Below are 309 nucleotides of genomic sequence, written 5' to 3'. Positions count from 1 at the left end.
CGGGTTCCCCTCGACACCCGGCTGGACCGGGCGGCCGGGCGGTGGCACCGACACCGTGGCATCGGGAGTGGTACCGGCAGGTCTGCCAGTCGGCGGGGGAACGTCCGTCACCGCGCCGACGCCACCGGGCCGTGCCACGGGCGGATCGACCGTCAGGCCCTGGCCCGGCGGCGGAGTGCCGTGCCGGACCGGTTCGGGGGCGATCGGTGACACGTCCCGGGCAGGGCCGTTGACGGGTACGTCCCGACCCGCGCCCGGGGTCGCGGGCAGGTCGGGGCTGGCGGCGGGCGGCCGTCCACCAGCCGGGGT

Source organism: Verrucosispora sp. SN26_14.1, from assembly GCF_004307965.1.
Classification (GTDB): domain Bacteria; phylum Actinomycetota; class Actinomycetes; order Mycobacteriales; family Micromonosporaceae; genus Micromonospora.
Note: the sequence above shows the minus strand (reverse complement) of the source record.